This window comes from Cupriavidus sp. 96C5-1 (genome assembly GCF_057798855.1).
In genome coordinates, this window is the sequence record NZ_JBYOJU010000025.1 from 87,130 (window position 1) to 104,196 (window position 17,067).

The window sequence follows — 17,067 nt, forward strand, 5'->3', positions numbered from 1 at the left end:
GGCGCTCAGGAAAACCGGCGGGCGAGCCATGCCGCTACTCCTGCCGCCGCGGCCATCCATAGCACGATAACCGCGGCGCCCGCTATCCAGTTGACGGGCGCCTCGGCCGTGGGGCCGGCCGCGGCCCGGTGCTGTTCCATCACTGCGGGCGGGATCAGCCGGATGGCCACCAGCACGCCGAGAGGCAGCAGCACCACATCGTCCAGATGGCCGATCACCGGAATCCAGTCCGGCACCAGGTCGATGGGCGACAGGGCATAGGCAGTGATCAGGCGGGCAACGCCTTTCGCGTACCACGGCGTGCGGGGATCGCGCGCGGCCAGGCGCAGGGCGGGAAGCTCCCGCCTGACCTCGCCCTCCCATGCGCGTGCGCGCGCCGCCAGCCGCTGGAGCAGGTCCCGGCGCAACAAGCGGTGCCGTACGTCGTCGATGACGGGCACCGCGGCGAGCGCGAGCAGCAGGGTGGCCAGCGGCAGGGTGGAGCTGAACCCGATATGCTTGAACCCCAGCGCGCCGATCACGCCGCCGGCGAAGAACAGGGAAACCAGCACGGCGAGTACCCGCAGCTTCTGCCGGTTGGCCAGCACCGGAGGATGGCCGTTGCCCGCCCTGGCCAGGTTCCAGTAGAAGAGCTTGCCGAGTTCGATGCCGATGTCGGTCACCATGCCGGTGACGTGGGTCGTGCGGATCTCGGCATTCGATATCTTGGTGATCATGGCATTCTGCAGTCCCATGATGAAGCAGAGCACCATCACGGTCGCCGGCACGAACAGCCATTCGTGGTGTTCGAGATTGCTTCCCAGCAAGCCGAAACACACCAGCAAGGCCGATTCCAGCATCAACGGCAGCGCGTATTCGCTGTGCAGGCGTTCGCGCCGTCCCCAGTTGATCAGGATCGCGGAGCATGCGGCACCCGCCAGGAACGAAAGCAAGGCCCCGAGCCCGTCGAGGATGAGCCCGATATTGCCTAGCGCCAGGTTGTCGGCCATGGCGGAAACGATGCCCGACATATGCGAGGTGTACTGCTGTACGGCGAGAAAGCCCCCCGCATTGGTCGCGCCGGCGACAAAGGCAAGATAGCAGGCCAGTTGCCGGTTAGCCTGGGGGCTGCGCACCCTCCCGGTCAGTTGACGCAAGTACGAAGTCGGCATGGTTGCTGTTCGTGGGCAAGGCTGCGCGTTGTGCCGGCAGTGGATGCAGGTTCGGGCGGTGCGCTGCCGTCGTCCGCCGGCGGATTTTCAGTTTGCCAGCTTGCGCCAGAAGCTGCTGTCCGCGGCGAACTGCCTGCCCCGCTTCATGCGGCGCGCGGCGGAGCGCAGGTTCAGGGGGTGCGCCATCTCCAGGATGCGTGCCCGCGCGAGCAGCGCATCCAGCGACGGGAGCGCCCATTCCCCTTTCCATGCGAACAGCGTGTAATTGCAGCTATCCTCGGACAGCGAAACGACGAACGAATCGCCGAATACCGAGCTGACCTCTTCCAGGTAGAACGGAATGTCCTCGTCGCTTTCGAGGTAGTTGGCGACCAGCACGCCATCGTCGGCGAGCCGCCTGTGGCAGGCGGCGTAGAAATCCGCGGTACCCAGCCGTGCCGGCATGCCCGAGGAAACGAAGCCATCCACCAGGATCACGTCCGGCCGCGCATCCTGGCCTTTGACGTAGTCCGCACCATCCGCGCAGACCACTTCGAAGCGGTCGTCGTCGGGCGGGATAAAAAACGTATCGCGCAGCGCGATGACCGCCGGGTCGATCTCGATGGCCACCAGCCTGGTCGCCGGCAGGTGCCGGTAGCAGTACTTGGCGAGCGAGCCGCCGCCGAGTCCGATCATCGAGATCCGCGCTGGCGATGGCCGCAGCAGCAGAAAGCCCATCATCGTCCGCGTGTATCCGAGCACCAGCTTGTCGGGCTCGCGCACCGACATCATGCTTTGCGTTGCATGCACGTCGAAATGCAGGGAGAGCGCATGCTCGGTTTCCAGCACGACCGGCGTACCGTCGCCCGGCGCCTCGGCGAGAAACTTCAGATAGGCTTCAAAGGAGGTCAGCGTGGGATCCATCTGGCGGGGGTGGTCCGCTCGCAAGCCTGGCAGCGCCGGCGGGTGGACTCGTTTAGTCGCATAGCATGGTAATAGCATTATCATACAGTACTATTCAGAGTCGCATGAGAGGCCACCCGCCGCGTTGCGCCGCGCCGGCCGGCCTGGCGGGGCCAGGAAGGCGGGCCCGGCAGGCTGGACGCTCTGCGGGCTTCGCTCATACACTGCAACGCTCAACCGGCCCACCGAGCGATGCCATGCAAGTGATTTTCCGCTGCGATCCCCTGTTGCAGGACATCCTGCCGCGCCCCCTGCCGGCGCAGCAGGCGCTGCCGGACTGGGTGCGGGCAATGCGGCCCAAGGCCTTCTCGGCGTTGCACGGGCGGGATATCCGCACGGTCAAGCAGTGCCCGCCGTTCATCGACGCCATGACGCTGGGCTTCGTGATCGTGCTGCCGTGCGATGTGCGGGTGGAGCGGGGCGTGTTTTCCTGGGACTGGGCCTTGCCGGAGCCGGGCATCGACGGCCATCCGCGCGCGCCGCTGAGCTTTCACGTGCCGGAGCAGCTGGCCGGTTCGCCGCTGCATGCCGGCGCGGTTGCCCTCAAGTTCAACAGTTTCTGGACCATCGAGCTGCCGGCCGGCTGGTCCTTGCTGGCGATGCATCCGGCCAACCGGCTGGACTTGCCTTTCCGGACCCTGAGCGGCCTGGTCGACGCGGATCTTTTCCATGACGTCGGCATCAATTTCCCGGCCCTGTGGACCGATCCGGATTTCGAGGGCGTGCTGCCCAAGGGCACGCCGGTGGCGCAGTGCTGCCCGGTGCCGCGCACGCCGCTCGAGTTTTCCTATGCGGCGATCGACGGGGAGAGCGCCGTTCGCTACGAGAAGCTGGCCGCGGACGTGCTGACTACGCCCGGGGTCTACCGCAAGCGCTTTCGCGCGCCGCGCGAGCGCGGCGGTCAGTCCTGAGCATGGCCAAGGGTGGCCAGCAAGGCGCGCAGCGCACCCAGGTCCGCCCATAGACGGCCATGCGGCCCTGAGCACAGGGCTTGCGCGATGCGGCCGAAGGTGCCGGGCTCCACGCGGAAGGCATGGGCATATGCGGCCAGGGCCGCATCGGGCTGGCGGTCCGCCTGCAGCACGATGCCGAGGTTGACCGCCGCCGGCGCGGCATCCGGGCGGCAGGCCAGCGCGCTGCGCAAGGCGGCCTGGGCGCCGGCCAGGTCGTGCCGGTCCTGCCGGACCAGGCCGAGCTTGATCCAGCCGTCGTAGTCGTCCGGGTGCGCGGCGAGCAGGGTTTCCAGCGAGTCCTGCGCGGCAGCCAGCTCACCCAGTTCCTGTTGCGCAATGGCCAGGTTCAGGCGGGCCTCCCTGCTGCGCGGCTCCAGTGCCGCGGCATGGCCAAAGGCGCTGGCCGCTTCCGCCAGCCGCTTTTGCCCGTACAGGACCTTGCCCCGCTGGAAGTGCGTGCGCGCGGCGTTGCCGTCAAGCGCGATGGCGCGGTCCAGCGCGGCCAGCGCGGCTTCCGGCTGGCCGGCCTGCCGCATCGCGTCCGCCAGTTCGATCCAGGCCGGCGCGAAGCCCGGCGCGCGCTGGATCAACTGGCCCAGTTCCGCCAGGGCGTCCGCGCTGCCCATTTGCCGGCGGGCGACACAGGCGAGGTAACAAGGCTCGACGGCATTGCCGCTCAGCGCGCAGGCCCGCAGCAAATGCGGCAGCGCCTGTGCCGGCGCGCGATCCGCCAGCGCGGCACGGCCGGCGATCAGCAGCGACGGCAGGTGGTCCGGGCGCAACGCCAGGCTTTGAGCGATATGGTGCCGTGCCTGCGCGGTCTCCCCGCGCTGCATGGCGATCAGCGCGTTCAATTGCAATACCGCGGGATGCGCCGGATGGTGCCTGGCCAGGGCGGTGGCGCATGCCGCGGCGGCTTCGGCCCGGTCCTGGTTCAGGTGCGCAAGGGCGGCGGCCAGCCCGGCTTCCAGGCTGGTTTCCTGTCCGTCTTCAGGCGTGGCTTGATCCGTACTCTGCCTGGTCATGGCGCGCGGGGTCGTTGGGTTGCCGCAAGCTTAACCGGTCTGGCTTGCCGGCGGCATGCGCGCAGCCGATTCGCCCTGGATTCAGGCCGGACCGAATTCCGCCAGCAGGCTGGCGCGGTGCTCGTCCAGCCTGGGCGAGCGCCTGAAGGCGGTGCCGGTGCCGGGCGCGCTGCCGACCTTGACCGGGTTGCCGGCCAGGGTGATGGGACGGTTCTCGCCGATGCTGGCCTGCAGCAGCATTGCGCGGGCCTGCACATGCGGGTCCTGCACGATGTCGGCCACGCTCTGCAGCGGACCGTGCGGCACCCCGGCACGCTCCAGCGCGGCCGACCAGCCGGCGCAGCCGGCCTCGGCAAGGCGGGCTTCCATGCAGGTCTTCAGTTCGGCATGGTGCTGGTTGCGCGCCACCACGGTGGCGAAGCGCGGATCGGCGGCCAGCTCCGGCTGGCCGAGCGCGGCGCAGAGTTTCTGGAACAGGGTGTCGTTGCCCGCGGCGATGACGATATGGCCGTCGCCGGTCCTGAACATGTCAAAGGGCGTGATGGAGGGATGGCGCGTGCCCAGCGGCGCGGGCACGGCGCCGGTGGCCGAGTGCCGCGCGATGGCGTTTTCCAGCAGCGCGACCTGGCAGTCGAGCATGCCGATATCGACGCGTTCGCCCAGGCCGGTGCGGCTGCGCTTGAGCAGCGCGGACTGGATGCCGATGGCGGCATACAGCCCGGCGCCCAGGTCGCCGATGGAGACGCCCACGCGCACCGGGTCGCCGCCGCTCTGGCCCGTCACGCTCATCAGCCCGCCCATGGCCTGTACCACCATGTCGTAGGCGGGCCTGTCCCGGTAGGGGCCGGTCTGCCCGAAGCCCGAGATCGAAGCGTAGACCAGGCGTGGATTGGCGGCATGCAGCGCCTCCCAGGTGAAGCCGAGCTTCTCCATCACGCCGGCGCGGAAGTTCTCCACCAGCACGTCGGCGCTGGCGATCATGGCCGCCAGCACGGCGCGGTCGCGCGGCGATTTCAGATCCAGCGCGATGGATTCCTTGTTGCGGTTGACCGAGGCGAAGTAGGCGGATTCCCCGTCCACGAAAGGGCCCACATGCCGCGAATCGTCGCCGCCGTCGGGGTTTTCGATCTTGATCACGCGCGCGCCGAGATCGGCCAGCATCATGGTGCAATAGGGACCGGCCAGCACGCGGGTCAGGTCCACCACGGTGAAGCCCGCGAGCGGGAGGTCTGCGGCAATGCGATTCATGGAAATCCTCTTGGGCCGGAGCGGCCCGTGTATGGCGAATGGAGAAGACAACGGCGCTCAGTCGATCCGGGCGCCGCTGCTGAGCGTCAGCTCTGCCACGGTCTTGCCCTCGCGCTGCGCGAACGCCTTGAACTCGGCAGGAGATGCCGATGGCGAGACCTCCTCGCCGCGGCTTGCCAGCTTTGCCCGCAGGTCGGGCCGCGCCAGCGCCCTGGCCGAGGCGGCGAAGAGCTTCTCGATGATGGCGGGAGGCGTTTGCGCCGGGGCAAACAGGCCGTACCAGCCGCTTATGTCGTAGCCTTTGATGCCGGCTTCCGCTAGGGTGGGATAGTTCGGCAGCACCGGGGAGCGCTTGGCCGAGGTCACGGCAAGGCCGATGACTTTGCCCGTATCGATCATCGGCTGCACCGAGGCCGGTGTGGCGAAGGTGAATTGCGCGTCGCCGGCGGCCACGGCCTGCGCGGACGGCGCGCCGCCCTTGTACGGCACATGGGTGATCCGCACATCGGCCAGCCTGGCGAACTGCAGGCCGGCCAGGTGCGTGATCACGCCGTTGCCGGACGACGAGTAGTTGAGCTCGCCGGGATGCTGGCGGGCTTTTGCCAGCAGCTCGGCCACACTGCCGATGCCGGCGCCCTTGCTGGCGGCCAGCAACAGCGGCGACGCGGTCAGGCGCGTGATGGGCGCGAAGTCCGTGGGCTCGTAACGGATGGTCTTGTACAGCACCTTGTCGCCGCCCATCAGGCTGGCGGTGGCGATATACAGGGTGTAGCCATCGGCGGGGGCCTTGGCCACGGTGTCGGCGGCAATGGTGGTGCCGGCGCCGGGTTTGTTGTCGACGATGACCGGCTGGCCCAGTTCCTTCGAGAGCGCATCGCCATACAGCCTGGCCACGTTGTCGGCGCCGCCGCCGGCGGGGAAGCCGATCACGATGCGGATCGGCTTGGATGGGAAGGCGTCCGCCGCCAGCACGGGGCCGGCCAGCGCGGATGCCATCAGGAACAGCAGGGTAGGGTGCCGCTTGATCATCGTCGTCTCCTGTTTTGTTTTTTCGCGCCGATGCGCTGGTCTGCTTCTGGTGTGCTTCCGGATGGCTTCGCCCCGGGCTAGCGGCCGGTGAAGGCCGCCGGCCGCTTCTCGCGCCACGCGGCCGCGCCCTCGCGCAAATCGGCCGACGCTCCGGCGCGCGCGATGTCACGTTCCAGGGCGGCTACGTCCAGCGCCCCGCGCGCGATCTGGTTCAGGGCCTGCTTCATGCCCAGCAGGGCGATGGGCGCCATGCCGGCGAGCGTGGCGCTGAGTTCTTCCACCCGCTGCGCCAGCATGTCGGCCGCGACCACCTCGTTGAGGAACCCCACCCTCAGCATCTCGCCGGCATCGAGCCGCGCGGCAGTCAGGAAAAGGCGCTTGGCGGTATCCACGCCCAGCCGGCTGACATAGCGCTCCAGCCCGCCGCGATAGAAATGCAGCCCCAGCCTTGCCGCTGGCATGAACATGTCGCAATGGGGCACGCCCACGCGGAAATCGCAGGCCAGGCAGAGATCGGTGGCACCGCCGTACACGCCGCCGTTGACCGCGGCGATGGTGACGGGGCGCGCGGCTTCGATCAGGTCGATCAGCTCGCCGAAGGCCGGCGCCCCCGCCTCGTCGGCATTGGCCAGGGCGCCGATGTCGTAGCCGCTGCAGAAATATTTGCCCGTGCCGGTGAAGCGCAGCACCAGAACGTGCTCCATCGCGTTGACGGAGTTGATATGCTCGCGCATTACCTGCAAATCCCCCGGACTCAGCCGGTTGGCTACCTCGGGTCGTTTTAAAGTGATAGTTGCAACGCTTTTTTCGATGCAGAGATGCGGTTCGCCGTTTGTTTGCATATAAGATTGATGTTTAGATATATTGAAATTGATTTTAGATATGCCCAAAGAGCCTTCAAATCGAGGTTTACCCGTGCAGTCTCTTCAGGACCGGATCCGCGAAGCCATCGAGGAAGAGATCCACGCCGGCAAGCTGAAGCCCGGATCGCAGCTCGACGAGCGCGCGCTGGCCGAGCAGTTCGACAGTTCGCGCACGCCGGTGCGGGAGGCCTTGCTGATGCTGGCCGCGCAAGGCCTGGTGACGATTGCCCCGCGTGCCGGGATCTTTGTCCATCAGGCAACCATGGCCGAACTGGTCGCCATGTTCGAGACGCTGGCGGAGATGGAGGGTGTGGTGGCGCGTCTGGCCACGCAGCGCATCGGCGCGGCGGGCAGGGCGGCGCTGGTGTCGGCCTTCGAGCAGGGGCGCGCCTATGTGGAGGCGGCCGACATGCCCGGCTATGTGGAGGCCAACCGCGCATTTCACGACGTGCTTTACCACGCCACGGCCAACCCCTACCTGGCCGATCAGATCCGCATGCTGCGGCGGCGCCTGGCGATCTACGGGCGCCATCGCGGCTTGATCAATCCGGCCCGGATGCCGGGCTCATTCCATGAGCACGGGCTGATCGTTGCGGCCGTGCTGGAGGGCAATGCGGACGCGGCGGCGAGCGAGATGCGCGCGCATATCTCAGCGGGCGGCAAGGCCGTCGCCGACCTGGTACTGATGGCGCAGGACGCCTACTGCGAGTCCGCCGGCAGCACCGTAGCGCGCTGACAAAAGGCGGCGGGCAGGCGTGGCAGGCGCGCGCCGGCGACAACTGGTAGCATGGCAGGCAGCTTGCCCGGACGGGGAGGCGGGGCCTGGATTCCGGGTTCCCGCGCCCGTTCGCCGCGGCCGTCAGGCGGGGGCGCACCGCGCGGCCCCCGGTCTTCAACGCTGTCTTCCCGACTATCCTGCCTCGTGTCCGCCGATATCCATTTCTATGAGCCCGCAAAAGGGCATGGCCTGCCGCATGATCCCTTCAACGCCATCGTCGGGCCCCGGCCGATCGGCTGGATCTCCTCGCGCGGCGCCGACGGGATCGTCAATCTCGCGCCCTACAGCTTCTTCAACGCCTTCAACTACACGCCGCCCATCGTCGGATTTGCCAGCATCGGCTACAAGGACAGCGTGCGCAATATCGAGCAGACCCGCGAGTTCTGCTGGAACCTCGCCACGCGGCCGCTGGCCGAGCCCATGAATGCAAGCTGTGCGGCGGTGCCGCCGGAAGTCGACGAGTTCGTGCTGGCTGGCCTCACGCCAGCGGCATCACGCGCCGTCTCGGTGCCGCGCGTGGCGGAAAGCCCGGTCTCGTTCGAGTGCAGGCTCACGCAACTGATCCAGCTCGAAGGCGTCGGCGGCGAGAAGGTGCCGACCTGGCTGGTGCTGGGGGAGGTGGTGGGCGTACATGTCGACAAGGCGCTGCTGAAGGACGGCATCTATGACACCGCCGCCGCCCGGCCCATCCTGCGCGGCGGCGGCCCGGCCGATTACTTCGAGATCGGGCCCGAGGCACTGTTCAAAATGTGGCGTCCGCGCTGAAGACAGCCGCGGGAGTCGTTTCTGGCGGCTGATTTCCGGGGATCGAGGCCGTGTCGAGGCGCACCTTGACAGACAGACCTGTCTACTCAAATAATGTAGACAGGTCTGTATCATTTCGTGAGCGACCGGTGAGCCGAATGTGCCGCCGACGCGCCAGTCATGCGCTGCGGGCCATGGTTCGGATCCCCGGACCCGCTTCGGCCACCCCGGCCGTCGCGCCTTAACGCCGCCAGGAGAAACCGATGTCGTCGCATGCCGAAGTCCGTCCGCCGTTGCCCCCATTCACCCGCGAGACCGCCATCCAGAAGGTGCGCGCCGCCGAGGACGGCTGGAACAGCCGCGACCCCGAACGCGTGGCGCTGGCCTATACCGCCGACAGCGCGTGGCGCAACCGCGCCGAATTCGTCAACGGGCGCCAGGCCATCGTCGATTTCCTGGCGCGCAAGTGGCAGAAGGAACTGGACTATCGGCTGATCAAGGAATTGTGGGCATGGGAGGGCAACCGCATCGCGGTGCGCTTTGCCTACGAGTGGCACGACGATTCGGGCAACTGGTACCGCTCCTATGGCAACGAGAATTGGGAGTTCGACGAAGCCGGCCTGATGCAGCGGCGCTTTGCCTGCATCAATGACGCGCCGATCAACGAAAGCGAGCGCAGGTTCTTCTGGCCGCTGGGACGGCGTCCCGACGATCACGCGAGCCTGAGCGATCTCGGCCTGTAAAGCGGCATCATCCGCCCACGCTTTGAACCAAGGAGTCTTTCAGCCATGGCCACGCCTTCCGCCCGCGAGCGCATCCTGGATACCGCGGCCCGCCTGTTCTACCAGGACGGCCTGCGCGCGACCGGCATCGACAGGATCATTGCCGAATCCGGCGTGGCCAAGATGTCCCTGTACCGGCATTTCGCCTCGAAGAACGAATTGATTGCCGCCTTCCTGCAGCGGCGCCACGAAAGCTGGATGGCCTGGTTCGAGCAGGAGGTGGAGGCGCGCTTCGCGGCCAGCCCGGGGCTGGACGTCATTGCCGACGCGCTGGCCGGCTGGTTCGGTGGCGGGGATTTTCGCGGCTGCGCCTTTATCAATGCGGTAGCCGAGGCGGGCGCATCGGGCGAGGGGAGCCAGGTCGCGCAGTCCGTGGCGCACAAGGCGGCGCTTGCCGCCTTCATCGGTACGCTGGTCAGGCGGCTCGGCCTGCCGGAGCCCGAGGCGGTGACGGAAGAAGCGATGCTGTGCGTGGAGGGCATGATCGTGCGCTTCCAGATGACGGCCGACCCCGGCGTTGTCGATGCCGGCCGGCGGCTGCTGCGCCGGCTTCAGCAAGCGGGTTGAAGGGCGGGCCGATGCCCGCCTGCTGCCCTATTGTTTCAGCGAGGCGATCAGCCGGATGCCGAGCAGCGCCATCACGCCACCCGCCGCACGGTCGAGCCAGAGCTTGAAGCGCAGGTAAAAGGCGCGCGGGCGCGCCGACGACAGCGCCACCGCCACGATGGCGTACCAGCCGGTCTCGATGGCGAAGACCATCAACGGCAGCGCCAGCAGCAGCGGCGCCGGCACCTCGGCCGGCAATAGCGCGGCGAAGACGCTGGCATACACCACGGCGGTCTTGGGGTTGCTGAGTTGCGTGGCCAGTCCGCCAAGCAAGGCGCGGCCGCCGCCGGGGGCCTGCACGGTGCCGCTCTGCTGCGCGCCGGCCGCCATCGCGAGGGGCTCGCTCGCGCCGCGCCAGATGCGCATGCCCAGGTAGACGAGATAGACGCCGCCGCCGACCTTCATCGTCATGTAGAGCCAGGGCACCGCGGCCAGCAGCAGCTTGAGTCCGAGCAGCGCGGCTGTCGCGAACACCACGCCCCCAAGTCCCATGCCCACTGCCATGTGGAGTGCGTCCGCGCGCGAGCGGGCAATGGCGGCGCGGGCCACCATCACGAAGCTGGGGCCGGGGCTGACGGCGCCGAGCGCCAGCGCTCCGCCAATGGCCAGTATGGATGTCAATGCGTTCATGGGGTTGTCTCGCGGGGGATCACGTCGTCAGGGAAGGGCGCGCCAAGGCGCGGCGCCTTGGCGGCATGGCTGCCATGGTAGCAGGCCACCTGCACGCGCCGGCACTGCGTGCATGGCACAGGCGCTTTTTTCAGTTCGCGCCAGCCTGCAGGCGGCTCAGTCCGGCCACCGTCTCCGCCAGTTCCGCCCGCAATCTCGCCACCAGCTCCGCCGCCGGCAGGCTGCGCGACAACTGCGCCGCCTGTCCCGCCCACTGGGCGGCAAAGGCGGCATTGCCGCGTGCCTTGGCTGCCGCATGCAGGGCCTTGCCGGCATCGTAGGTAAGCGGATAGTCGGGAATCGGCGGGCAATCCCGTGCCTCGCCCAGTCCGGTCAGGCGGTTGACGAAGCCGCGCGCGCGCCGGCCCGAGATGGCGCTGGTCAGGGTGGTGCCGGCTGGCTGGCCTGCCAGCAGGGCCGCGCGGTATGCGGCGTCGGCCGCGGACTCCGGGCAAGCCACGAAGGCGGTGCCGAGCTGCGCCGCCTGCGCGCCCAGCGCCAGCACCGCCGCGATGCCGGCGCCGTCCATGATGCCGCCGGCGGCCACTACGGGCAGGCTGGTGTTGCGTGCCAGCAGGCGTACCAGGGCCAGGGTGCCCAGGCCTTCGTCACGCCCTTCGGCCTTGAAGGTGCCGCGATGGCCGCCGGCCTCGATGCCCTGCGCCACGATGGCGTCGATGCCGGCGTCTTCGATCCGGCGGGCTTCGTCCAGGCTGGTGGCCGTGGCCATCAGCACGATGCCTGCCGCACGCAGCGCGTCGGTCCAGGCCTGCGCGGGCAGGCCGAAATGGAAACTCACCACCGCCGGCCGTTCTTCCAGCAGCATCGCGTACATGGCTTCGTCGGCGACAAAGCTGGTGTAGATCTCGCGCAAGGCGGCCGGCGGCGTGGCGCCGAACTCGGCGAAGTACGGCGCCAGGTAGGCCAGCCACTGTGCCTCGCGCGCCGGGTTGGCGATGGCGGGCGCGTGGCAGAACAGGTTGATGTTGAAGGGCTTGTCCGTCAGCGCGCGGGTTTCGCGGATGGTCTTGCGGGCACTCTCGGCATTCATGGCGCCGACGCCGAGCGAGCCCAGGCCGCCGGCATTCGATACGGCGGCAGCGAGCGCCGGGGTGCTGACGCCGGCCATCGGCGCCTGGATGATCGGCGTGGCGATGCCGAGCAGGGAAAGCAGCGCGCGGCGCTGTGTGGATGGGCTGTTCATTGGCAGGCTCCTACGCATGGGTTGAATTGTTGCGATACCGGGGGTGTCTGCTAAAGGAAGCATGCGGCGGTCGACGCCAGCAAGGCGACGGTGGCCGCGGCAAGGGGGCCGGCAAAGCTCTGGGCGTGCGCCATCAGCGCATTGGAAACCAGGGGGCCGGCGATCTGGCCGACCCCATAGGCGGCGGTCATGGCAGCCAGCAGGTTGAACCTGACGGCGTGCGCCATGCGCTTTGCCGCCGGCATGGCGATGGTCACCGTCCCGACGAAGGTGCCGCCCACCAGCAGTGCGCTGGCCAGGTAGGACGGCGCCGCCTGGCTCAGCGCAGGCAGGATGACGCCCACGGCTTGCACCAGCAGGTTGAGCGCGAGCGCACGCCGCGTGCCGAGGCGGTTGTGCAGCGCATGCCAGAAGAAGCAGGAGGGTGCGGCGCCAAGGCCGAAGGCCGCCCAGATATGGACCGGATCGATATGGCCGAGCGCGTCGCGTACGAACAGCGGCAGGTAGGTCGCGGTCACGATGTAGCCAAAGCCGGCCAGGCCGTAGCTTGCCACCAGCGGCCATGGCCCGGGGCCCCCGGTCCTGGCGGCGGGATAGCCGGCATGGCCCGGCGCGTTTGGTGACGGCGGCGGCTGCGGCGCACGGCTGGCCCCGAAATGCGGCCATGCGGGCAGGGCCAGCACGGCGGAGCCGGCGCAGAGCGTGCTCCATAGCACAGGGCTGTGCCAGCCGGCGGCGTTGCCGGCCGCGATCAGTTCGGCGGAGAGCAGGATGCCGGCACCCACGCCCGAGAACAGCAGAGGCGCGCTGTGCGCCTGGCCCGGCAGATGGAACAGCCAGACGGAGGCGGCGATCAGCGCGATCGCGCTGAATACGCCGGCCAGGAAGCGCACCGCGATGAAGAACCCGGGGGCCGCCGGCAGCGCCAGCGCCAGCAGGCACGCGGCGGTGCCGAGCAAGGCCATGCGGCACAAAAAGGGCGCGGCGCGCTCCGGGCTGCGGGTCATGGCGAGGGCGCCCGCCAGGTAGCCCGCATAGTTGGCCGAGGCCGCCAGCGAGCCTGCGCTGACGCTCAGCAGGCCATCGCGGACCATGAGGGGATACATGCCTGTGAACGCGAAGCGGCCAAAACCCATGCCCACCGCGAGCACCAGCGCGGCGGCCAGCGAGGGCAGCAAGGGCAGCCACGCTGCCAGGGCGGTGCGCGCCGATGCGTCCCCGCGCACCGGGCCGGAGCGGATCCTAGCCACGCTGCAACTCCTGCAGGAAGGCTTCGTACGCCGAGGTGATGAACCCCGAGCGCCGCACCAGGAAGGTGTGGGCGGTACGCACCGGCACGGTCTGCAGCGCCGTAGCATCGGGATGCAGCGCAAGCAGCGACCTGGGCAGGATGGCGACCGCCGAGCCGGCCGCCACGCAGGCCAGGATGGCGTGATAGGAAGCCAGCTCGAGCATATTCGGGGCAGGCCGCGGGGTCTCGGCGCCGCCCGCCAGCCACGCCTCGGCGCACATGCGATACGTGCAGCCGCGTGCGAAGGTGGCCAGGCTGCGCGGCAGGATGTCCTGCGGCGCACGCACCGGCGGATGGCCGGGCGGCAGCACCAGCAGGAGTTCCTCGGTGAAGAGGAAGGCGCCTTCGAGGCCGGGGCCGAGCACGTCCATGTCGAGCGTGGCCGGCGTCCCTTCGGCGGGGTGGGCGACCACGGCGCAATCGAGCCGGTGCGCCAGCAGGGAATCGATCAGGGCCTGCGTGGTGCCGGTCTGGATTTCGATCTGCACATCCGGCCACTTGCCGTGGTAACGCGCCAGTGGCCGGGGCAGCCGGCTGGCCGCCGAGCTCTCCATGCTGCCCACCCGCAGCTTGCCGGTGGGAACGTCGCGGCGCATGGATTGCCGGGCTTCCTCGGCCAGGGCCAGCAGTTGCTCGGCGTAAGCGAGGAAGCGCTGGCCTTCGGGCGTCAGCGTCATGCGCTTGCTGTCGCGCAGGAACAGCGCTACACCCAGTTCCTCCTCGAGCTGCTTGACGCGCGTGGTCACATTGGACTGCACGCGGTCCAGGCTCCTGGCGGCACGGGTGACGCTTTGCTCAAGCGCCACGGCCCGGAAAATCTCAAGTTCGGCCAGATCCACGGCAATCCTCTTGTAGACAGAGACTTTTGCGTTCTTAAAAGAAGAACGTATTTTTTCCTACTATCATTTATAAGGATGAATAAGTCAAGGAAGTCCTACACCCGGCAGGGCGGCGCAGGGACAGCGGATAAAGTGGAGTAGCGCCGGAGGCGGTCAGGGCAACGGTGGTGGCGCAAGCTCGGCCCGGAAGATTTCCGCCGCCCATTCGATAAAGGCGCGGACTTTCGCCGTCAGGTGGCGGTTGCGCGGATACATGGCCACCAACGGCAGCGTGCCGGCGTTCCAGTCGGGCAGCACGGGCACCAGCCGGCCGCTGGCCAGGTGTTCCCGGATCATCCGGTTGGCCGGGCTTTGCATCAGGCCCATGCCGGCTACGGCCGCGGCGATATAGGTGTCGGCATCGTTTGCCGCGACCCAGTGCGGCCGGTTGATTTCATAGGCCTCGTCGCCGCGCCGGAAGTCGAAGGGGAATATGCGCCCGGTCTTGGCCGAGAAGAAATTCACGAAGCGATGCTGGTCGAGGTCCGCCAGCGTGGCGGGCGTGCCATGCCGTTGCAGGTAGCAGGGCGCCGCGCACGTCACCACCGCCAGTTCGCCCAGGTGCCGCGCGGCCAGGCTTTCGTCATGCACCAGGCCGCCGCGAATCACGCAATCCACGCCTTCGGCGATCAAGTCGACCGGACGGTCGGAACTGCCCAGTTCCAGCACGATCTGCGGGTAGCGGCGGAAGAATTCCGGCAGTGCGGGCGCGATCATGTGGCGGCCGGTGGCGGCGGGCACGTCCACCCGGAGCCGTCCCGCGGGCGTCACCACGGCATGGCCGAGCGCGCCTTCCAGTTCATTCATTTCCTGCAGCATCGCCACCGCGCGCTGGTGGTAGACCATGCCGTCGTCGGTCAGGCTCAGCCGGCGCGTGGTGCGATGCAGGAGCCGCGCGCCCAGATGCGTCTCCAACTCCTGGAGGATGGTGGTGACACGTCCCTTGGGCAGATGCAGCGCGGTCGCCGCACGGGTGAAGCTGCCAAGCTCGACCACGCGGACAAAGACTTCCATGGACTTGAATCGGTCGATGCTCATGGGGGTGTAGGTCGCTGATTGTTTTGATTGGTGTGAACAGTGATTTCTCCGAATCGTAGTTTATTCGGAAAGAACCGCACAATAGACTGGCTTCATCGCACAACCGATCAACGAACCGATCAACGAACCGATTGAAGGAGAAGCAAGATGACCGCATTGCGCAACGTTCCCGCCATTGCCCTCGGCGCGCATGGCCCGCAACAGATTTCCGCCCTTGGCCTGGGCTGCATGGGCATGTCGGATTTCTACGGCGCCAGCGACGACGGCCAAAGCATCTCGACCATCCACGCCGCGCTCGATGCCGGCATCAACCTGCTGGATACGGGGGACTTCTATGGCGCCGGCCATAACGAAATGCTGATCGGCCGGGCGCTGAAGGGGCGCCGCGACCAGGCGCTGGTCTCGGTCAAGTACGGCGCGCTGCGCTCGCCGGACCATGGCTGGCTGGGCATGGACGGCCGACCGGCAGCCGTGAAGAACTTCGCCGCCTACAGCCTGCAGCGCCTGGGCACCGATTGCATCGATATCTACCGCATGGCCCGGCACGATCCGTCGGTGCCGGTGGAGGAGACCATCGGCGCTGTCGCCGACCTGGTGAAGGCTGGCTATGTGCGCTACATCGGCTTGTCCGAAGTGGGGCCGGACATCATCGAGCGCGCCCACAAGGTGCATCCTATCAGCGACCTGCAGATCGAGTACTCGCTGCTCAGCCGCGGGCCGGAGGCCAGGATCTTCCCGCTGCTGAAGGTGCTTGGGATTGGCGTGACCGCCTATGGGGTGCTGTCGCGCGGCCTGCTTGGCGGCTCCAGGCCCAAGGGGCCGGAGGACTTTCGCAGCCACCTGCCGCGCTTCAGCGGGGAGAACCTGGATCACAACCGGCAACTCGTGGACGCGCTCCAACAGGTTGCGCGGGGGCTGGGCGCCACCAGCGTGCAGGTGGCGATCGCCTGGGCCCTGGCCAAGGGGCGCGAGCTGGGTGTGCAACTGGTGCCGCTGGTCGGCTCGCGCACGCTGCAGCAGCTGGAAGGCGCGCTGGGCGCGCTGCCGCTGACGATGTCCCCCGCGGATATGGCCCGCATCGAGCAGGCCGTGCCCGGCGATGCCGTGGCCGGCACGCGCTACGGTGCCGAGCAGATGGCGTTTCTCGACAGCGAACGCTGAGACCGCGCAGGCCTAGCACGGCTGCTGCCGCGGATGCTCCTGGTTCAGCGAGCCGTGCTGCGCTGGTGCGGGTCTTGCAAGCAGTTGCCGGATCGAGGCCAGGTAGCGCTCCCCGACTTCGCGGCTGGCGCGGGTGGCCTGGCTGCGCAGGGCGCGGCGGCTCGGTGGCGTCACGTTCAGGCTGCGGCAGATCGTCGACAGGTAAGGCTTGCGGTCGCCGGTCAGCCGCTGCGCCGCGGCCTGCAGGGCGGCGTCGCCAATTCGCGCACGCAGCCAGGCCAGGACTTGCCTGTCATATTCGTTCTGTACCCGGACCAGGTGTTCCATGATCGGCTCCTGTGAATTCTGGGAAAGACTGTCGGCTACTGTTCATGCATACAGTACCTGTAAATATATACAGTATTCCCGGATTTGCAAGGGCGCGATCGGCAAGGCTCTTGGCCGATCCCGGCGATCCGGCGCTAGCTTCCCGGCAGCTCCCGCTCCGGGATCCTGCCGGTCTCGCCCGCCGTGGTTCCCTGCGGCCGACGTTCCCGCAGGGCGGGGTGATTCTTGTCCGCCCAACGTATCACTTGCCACAACGCGAGGATGCAGATGACTGCGTAGCTGCAATAGGAAAGGATGAGCATGTGCGCCTCGCTCCGTGCCCGCTTGGGGGCGAGTGGTTGAAGTAGCTGCGAGTATGCGCAATGACGCACTCGAAGC

Annotated in this window: 18 protein-coding genes; 6 read left to right on the forward strand and 12 right to left on the reverse strand. The window is 68.1% G+C overall.

Annotated elements, in window-relative coordinates:
• Positions 1–5: 5 nt before the first annotated feature.
• Both AC3FOF_RS24825 and AC3FOF_RS24830 read right to left on the reverse strand, forming a co-directional pair.
• Entirely contained in the window at positions 6–1,151 is a 1,146-nt protein-coding gene (locus AC3FOF_RS24825) for a DUF1275 domain-containing transporter (protein ID WP_276267646.1), read from the reverse strand.
• Between the two features lie 87 nt (positions 1,152–1,238).
• The gene (locus tag AC3FOF_RS24830) at positions 1,239–2,054 is read right to left on the reverse strand and encodes a fused MFS/spermidine synthase (protein ID WP_276267645.1); all 816 of its coding nucleotides are present in this window, start codon (positions 2,052–2,054) and stop codon (positions 1,239–1,241) included.
• 236 nt (positions 2,055–2,290) lie between these two features.
• Here AC3FOF_RS24830 and AC3FOF_RS24835 point away from each other — a divergent pair, with 236 nt between their 5' ends.
• Complete coding sequence (locus AC3FOF_RS24835) at positions 2,291–3,004, forward strand: hypothetical protein (protein ID WP_488728093.1); 714 nt, start codon at positions 2,291–2,293, stop codon at positions 3,002–3,004.
• Here AC3FOF_RS24835 and AC3FOF_RS24840 read toward each other — a convergent pair.
• The 4 genes from AC3FOF_RS24840 to AC3FOF_RS24855 all read right to left on the reverse strand — a co-directional run bounded on the left by AC3FOF_RS24840 (position 2,995) and on the right by AC3FOF_RS24855 (position 7,190).
• Entirely contained in the window at positions 2,995–4,071 is a 1,077-nt protein-coding gene (locus AC3FOF_RS24840) for a tetratricopeptide repeat protein (RefSeq protein ID WP_488728094.1), read from the reverse strand. The genes AC3FOF_RS24835 and AC3FOF_RS24840 overlap by 10 nt on opposite strands.
• Before the next feature lie 81 nt (positions 4,072–4,152).
• On the reverse strand, positions 4,153–5,319 hold the full coding sequence (locus tag AC3FOF_RS24845) for a CaiB/BaiF CoA transferase family protein (RefSeq protein ID WP_488728095.1): 1,167 nt from the start codon (positions 5,317–5,319) through the stop codon (positions 4,153–4,155).
• A 57-nt stretch (positions 5,320–5,376) separates the two neighbouring features.
• The gene (locus AC3FOF_RS24850; RefSeq protein ID WP_017229160.1) at positions 5,377–6,348 is read right to left on the reverse strand and encodes a tripartite tricarboxylate transporter substrate binding protein; all 972 of its coding nucleotides are present in this window, start codon (positions 6,346–6,348) and stop codon (positions 5,377–5,379) included.
• A 77-nt stretch (positions 6,349–6,425) separates the two neighbouring features.
• The gene (locus tag AC3FOF_RS24855; protein ID WP_488728096.1) at positions 6,426–7,190 is read right to left on the reverse strand and encodes an enoyl-CoA hydratase/isomerase family protein; all 765 of its coding nucleotides are present in this window, start codon (positions 7,188–7,190) and stop codon (positions 6,426–6,428) included.
• 73 nt (positions 7,191–7,263) lie between these two features.
• On the opposite strand from AC3FOF_RS24855, the gene AC3FOF_RS24860 reads away from it, so the two are divergent.
• The 4 genes from AC3FOF_RS24860 to AC3FOF_RS24875 all read left to right on the forward strand — a co-directional run bounded on the left by AC3FOF_RS24860 (position 7,264) and on the right by AC3FOF_RS24875 (position 10,082).
• Positions 7,264–7,947 (forward strand): GntR family transcriptional regulator, encoded by a 684-nt coding sequence (locus AC3FOF_RS24860; RefSeq protein WP_017229162.1) that lies wholly within the window; start codon positions 7,264–7,266, stop codon positions 7,945–7,947.
• 186 nt (positions 7,948–8,133) lie between these two features.
• Entirely contained in the window at positions 8,134–8,754 is a 621-nt protein-coding gene (locus AC3FOF_RS24865) for a flavin reductase family protein (RefSeq protein WP_276267641.1), read from the forward strand.
• A gap of 242 nt (positions 8,755–8,996) precedes the next feature.
• Complete coding sequence (locus AC3FOF_RS24870; RefSeq protein ID WP_488728097.1) at positions 8,997–9,476, forward strand: nuclear transport factor 2 family protein; 480 nt, start codon at positions 8,997–8,999, stop codon at positions 9,474–9,476.
• Between the two features lie 45 nt (positions 9,477–9,521).
• Positions 9,522–10,082, forward strand: coding sequence for a helix-turn-helix domain-containing protein (locus AC3FOF_RS24875; RefSeq protein ID WP_017229165.1), 561 nt, complete (start codon positions 9,522–9,524; stop codon positions 10,080–10,082).
• Positions 10,083–10,109: 27 nt separating this feature from the next.
• Here the strand turns inward: AC3FOF_RS24875 and AC3FOF_RS24880 are convergent, their stop codons facing one another.
• The 5 genes from AC3FOF_RS24880 to AC3FOF_RS24900 form a co-directional block, all read right to left on the reverse strand.
• Positions 10,110–10,751: a LysE family translocator gene (locus tag AC3FOF_RS24880; RefSeq protein WP_276267638.1), complete on the reverse strand. Its 642-nt coding sequence runs from the start codon at positions 10,749–10,751 to the stop codon at positions 10,110–10,112.
• A gap of 130 nt (positions 10,752–10,881) precedes the next feature.
• Positions 10,882–11,994 carry an NAD(P)H-dependent flavin oxidoreductase gene (locus AC3FOF_RS24885; RefSeq protein WP_488728098.1) on the reverse strand — a complete coding sequence of 371 codons (1,113 nt, stop codon included), beginning with the start codon at positions 11,992–11,994 and terminating at the stop codon, positions 10,882–10,884.
• A gap of 50 nt (positions 11,995–12,044) precedes the next feature.
• Complete coding sequence (locus AC3FOF_RS24890) at positions 12,045–13,244, reverse strand: YbfB/YjiJ family MFS transporter (protein ID WP_488728099.1); 1,200 nt, start codon at positions 13,242–13,244, stop codon at positions 12,045–12,047.
• The gene (locus AC3FOF_RS24895; protein WP_276267635.1) at positions 13,237–14,124 is read right to left on the reverse strand and encodes a LysR family transcriptional regulator; all 888 of its coding nucleotides are present in this window, start codon (positions 14,122–14,124) and stop codon (positions 13,237–13,239) included. Before AC3FOF_RS24895 ends, AC3FOF_RS24890 begins: the two co-directional genes overlap by 8 nt.
• Before the next feature lie 153 nt (positions 14,125–14,277).
• Complete coding sequence (locus AC3FOF_RS24900; RefSeq protein ID WP_488728100.1) at positions 14,278–15,201, reverse strand: LysR family transcriptional regulator; 924 nt, start codon at positions 15,199–15,201, stop codon at positions 14,278–14,280.
• Positions 15,202–15,348: 147 nt separating this feature from the next.
• Between AC3FOF_RS24900 and AC3FOF_RS24905 the strand changes: the two genes are divergently transcribed.
• On the forward strand, positions 15,349–16,362 hold the full coding sequence (locus tag AC3FOF_RS24905; RefSeq protein WP_488728101.1) for an aldo/keto reductase: 1,014 nt from the start codon (positions 15,349–15,351) through the stop codon (positions 16,360–16,362).
• A gap of 12 nt (positions 16,363–16,374) precedes the next feature.
• Here AC3FOF_RS24905 and AC3FOF_RS24910 read toward each other — a convergent pair whose 3' ends face one another.
• Complete coding sequence (locus tag AC3FOF_RS24910) at positions 16,375–16,689, reverse strand: CppA family protein (RefSeq protein ID WP_276267632.1); 315 nt, start codon at positions 16,687–16,689, stop codon at positions 16,375–16,377.
• Between the last annotated feature and the right edge of the window lie 378 nt (positions 16,690–17,067).

Bases quoted from the DNA above. Each gene is read 5' to 3' on its own strand.
- AC3FOF_RS24825 (WP_276267646.1), bottom strand. From the start codon at position 1,151: ATGCCGACTTCGTACTTGCGTCAACTGACCGGGAGGGTGCGCAGCCCC.
- AC3FOF_RS24830 (WP_276267645.1), bottom strand. From the start codon at position 2,054: ATGGATCCCACGCTGACCTCCTTTGAAGCCTATCTGAAGTTTCTCGCC.
- AC3FOF_RS24835 (WP_488728093.1), top strand. From the start codon at position 2,291: ATGCAAGTGATTTTCCGCTGCGATCCCCTGTTGCAGGACATCCTGCCG.
- AC3FOF_RS24840 (WP_488728094.1), bottom strand. From the start codon at position 4,071: ATGACCAGGCAGAGTACGGATCAAGCCACGCCTGAAGACGGACAGGAA.
- AC3FOF_RS24845 (WP_488728095.1), bottom strand. From the start codon at position 5,319: ATGAATCGCATTGCCGCAGACCTCCCGCTCGCGGGCTTCACCGTGGTG.
- AC3FOF_RS24850 (WP_017229160.1), bottom strand. From the start codon at position 6,348: ATGATCAAGCGGCACCCTACCCTGCTGTTCCTGATGGCATCCGCGCTG.
- AC3FOF_RS24855 (WP_488728096.1), bottom strand. From the start codon at position 7,190: ATGCAAACAAACGGCGAACCGCATCTCTGCATCGAAAAAAGCGTTGCA.
- AC3FOF_RS24870 (WP_488728097.1), top strand. From the start codon at position 8,997: ATGTCGTCGCATGCCGAAGTCCGTCCGCCGTTGCCCCCATTCACCCGC.
- AC3FOF_RS24875 (WP_017229165.1), top strand. From the start codon at position 9,522: ATGGCCACGCCTTCCGCCCGCGAGCGCATCCTGGATACCGCGGCCCGC.
- AC3FOF_RS24880 (WP_276267638.1), bottom strand. From the start codon at position 10,751: ATGAACGCATTGACATCCATACTGGCCATTGGCGGAGCGCTGGCGCTC.
- AC3FOF_RS24885 (WP_488728098.1), bottom strand. From the start codon at position 11,994: ATGAACAGCCCATCCACACAGCGCCGCGCGCTGCTTTCCCTGCTCGGC.
- AC3FOF_RS24900 (WP_488728100.1), bottom strand. From the start codon at position 15,201: ATGAGCATCGACCGATTCAAGTCCATGGAAGTCTTTGTCCGCGTGGTC.
- AC3FOF_RS24905 (WP_488728101.1), top strand. From the start codon at position 15,349: ATGACCGCATTGCGCAACGTTCCCGCCATTGCCCTCGGCGCGCATGGC.
- AC3FOF_RS24910 (WP_276267632.1), bottom strand. From the start codon at position 16,689: ATGGAACACCTGGTCCGGGTACAGAACGAATATGACAGGCAAGTCCTG.